This window comes from Streptomyces sp. NPDC002130 (assembly GCF_040296465.1).
Lineage (GTDB): Bacteria > Actinomycetota > Actinomycetes > Streptomycetales > Streptomycetaceae > Streptomyces.
Window position 1 is genome coordinate 1 of sequence record NZ_JBEOXI010000500.1, and the last position, 2,915, is coordinate 2,915.

The 2,915-nt window shown below is 69.0% G+C and carries 4 protein-coding genes; all 4 read right to left on the reverse strand.

What is annotated here, in order from left to right; translation table 11 throughout:
- On the reverse strand, positions 1–884 hold an 884-nt coding region (locus tag ABT116_RS41755), incomplete at its 3' end, for a hypothetical protein (RefSeq protein WP_351645581.1).
- Between the two features lie 2 nt (positions 885–886).
- Positions 887–1,072: a hypothetical protein gene (locus ABT116_RS41760; RefSeq protein WP_351645584.1), complete on the reverse strand. Its 186-nt coding sequence runs from the start codon at positions 1,070–1,072 to the stop codon at positions 887–889.
- Between the two features lie 5 nt (positions 1,073–1,077).
- On the reverse strand, positions 1,078–2,316 hold the full coding sequence (locus ABT116_RS41765; protein ID WP_218748330.1) for a vWA domain-containing protein: 1,239 nt from the start codon (positions 2,314–2,316) through the stop codon (positions 1,078–1,080).
- Positions 2,313–2,807: a hypothetical protein gene (locus ABT116_RS41770; RefSeq protein WP_351645587.1), complete on the reverse strand. Its 495-nt coding sequence runs from the start codon at positions 2,805–2,807 to the stop codon at positions 2,313–2,315. Before ABT116_RS41770 ends, ABT116_RS41765 begins: the two co-directional genes overlap by 4 nt.
- Positions 2,808–2,915 lie beyond the last annotated feature (108 nt).

Consider the following 2,915-nt stretch of genomic DNA (forward strand, 5'->3'; position numbering starts at 1 on the left):
GATCCGCCATAACCCCGCATGATCGAACGGCCCCCGACTTCTCGGTCCGGGGCCGTTCCCGCGTCCCCGATCATGGACACCGGTGTCCGGCGAACCGGCGTCATCGATGCCACACCCACCGCGACGTGGCCGGTGTGCAATGCGCGCTCGCGCCACATCGGATCATCGAGCAAGGCTGATGACATCACATCTGCTGCGTCACAACGACTTCGCAGACCCATCGCGGCGCTGGCCGTGTTGTCGGGACGCGACCAGTCGTGACCGTCCACCAGTGCGGACTGTGCCCGAGAAAACGAATAGGCGTCGTCTTCACCGATCGCAGCGAGCAGCGGTAACAACGGGCCACTGCCGATCGCACGCGCCCATTCGTGCATCCCGGCGACACTCTCGTCGGTGATCTGCAACCACTTTCGCCATACCCGCGCCGACCGCTGCGCTTCCGGCACCACTCCGAGCACGTAGCGGGCACTGGAGGCGGCCGGAAGATTCACCACCGCCGATGTGCCGGGATGATCCGCGCGATCTGCCCACCACCCCACCATCGCGGCGCTACCGGAGATGTTCGGGTCACTGTGGTGAGCGTGCGCCCGCGCCAACCCCACCAGGGCCGGGATCGTGCCGGTGTCGTCGGTGAGCAACATCGCCGGGGTATCCGCCGCCAGTGTGCCGCCCAACCGTGCGAGCAACGCCAACCCTGCCTCGTCGCACGCGGTTTCCTCACCTCCACCGAACGACGCAGCGGACACGCTCACACTGCCGCCGCGTACCGTCGCCCGCACCGCCAGCGCCGACGCTGACGGGGTGAACGTAGTGTGTGCGAGCCGAGCAACGGGGCGCCCTGTTTCGGCGGCATAGAGACGCTGAGCCAGATCGAACCATTCCACGCTCACGACACGTCCTCCGTCTGTTCGCACGCCCCGACCACCGGATTCGCAGCGCACTCCCACCCCGCACGCAAGGCCCGCGCCGCCGCATCCTCGCCGGTACCGGCGACCACGCTCGCCACCTGATCCGGCGCGTGACCGGTACCGGTCAACACCTGCTGCGCGTACCGCAACAGATCACCGCTCACCGCGTTCACAACGCACCGACCGGGATCTGCACACTCGACGCCCATTCCGGGGTCCGTGCCAGTGCAGTGTCGTTGCCGATCACCGCGCACACCAGATGCGCCCGCGACGGCCGATCCGGCCACGGCGTATCCCCGTCCGTCAACACGATCACCACGTGCGGGGCAGGACGGGCCGCGTTCGCCGCATCGATCCCGACGCGCATATCCGTACCGCCGCCGCCCACCAACACCACATCAGCCACCGACCGCACCGCCTGCGCAGACGTCGATGCCGCATCGCACGAGAGAATCCGTACCCGCTCCCGCGCTACACCGCCTGCCCGCAGCACACCCGCAACCTCACCCATCGCCGCCGACAGATCCGCCGCCGACATGGACCCGGACGTGTCGATCACAATCGACACCGTGATCGACGGACCCCGCATCGCCGGGGCCACGATCCCCGGCAGGCTGCGCCGCGACGGACGCGCATAGCTGTAGTTCGTCCGCCCCGACTGATCCGCCAGCGCGCGCCGGATCACCGCGCGCAACACCCGATCCCACGGCACTGTCGGCGGCGTGAGAACCTCACCAGCCCAACGCGCCAATCCTGCCGGTGCGCTCCCGCGCCCCTTCCCTTGCGCCGCCTGCACCGCCCGCGCCACATGGCGGCGCATCAGATCTGCTTCCGCGCCGTCCAACCCGTCCGCGACCTCCCCCGCTGCCGCGCCCAACTCCCCCGGCACCGGCGCGCACCCCGCACCGGACCCGCATCCCACATCTTCGTCGTCTGGAAACTGTTGCCCCGTAGCCGGATCGATCAGGTGCGTGTAGTAGTCCTCTGCGATTCCGCCGTCCTCGCACCCGAACGATTGTGGAGTGATCACCCCGTCCGGTAACCCGACGCCCGCCGCCAGCAAGTCGTCGTTGATTTCCGCGTCCGCCGCGTAATTCCACGCCACGTGTTGCACCGGCTTCGGCAAGGACTGACCCCGCGCACCGTGCGCCCGCAGCAAGTGCCCGACCTCGTGCAGCAATACCGCACCCGCCACCGGCACCGGCCACGCACCCGCGCCCACCAACAACGCCGGATCGAGATAAAGCCGCCACTGCGCATCCACCGCGAACGTTCCCAACCCCGGTGCAGCAACGGGCTGCGCCGCGAACAACGCCCGCATGAAATACGGCATCTGCTCGGCAGAAACCAGCCGTGCCAGGCGAAACGCCCGCAACTCATCCGGCGCGAGCACCCGAACCCCGCTCATGCCGCCGCCTCCATCAGACCCGCAGCGGTCAACATCGGCGCGAACCGACGAGCAGACGCCGGGACAGTCGCCTTCGCCGGTCGCGCCGTCGCCAGCGTGCGCGCCGCCGCGCCCGCCACGTCCGGTGCGCCCGCCTCCGCAGCCGCGATCAGCGGACCCCACGCACTGCGCCAGGCCTCCACCGTGCCCCGTCCCACCGCCCACGCCGTGACACCGGACAGCACCGCCCACACCAGATCAGGACGCGACTGCCAATCGAACGCCGAATCGGGATTCTCCACCACCGCAACCGGATCGGGAAGATCCGCGCTACGCCGCCACTCCAAGAACTCCACGCCCGCGCCCTCACCGATCAACCCGAACACCGCCGTGTTGATCGCCGCGTTGTCGTCCTCCCGCAAATGCGGCAACACCGCCGCCAACATCGACCACGTACGACGCGACGGCCACGCACCACCGGTCTGCGCAGCCGACGACGGAAACGCATCCAACGCATCAGGATTGCCTGGCCGTGGCGTCCCGGGACTGCTGGTCGCTGGATCCGCCGCTCTGGTGGCGGCTGACCGCGAAGGTCAGCACCGAGTAGGCGACGAAGACGT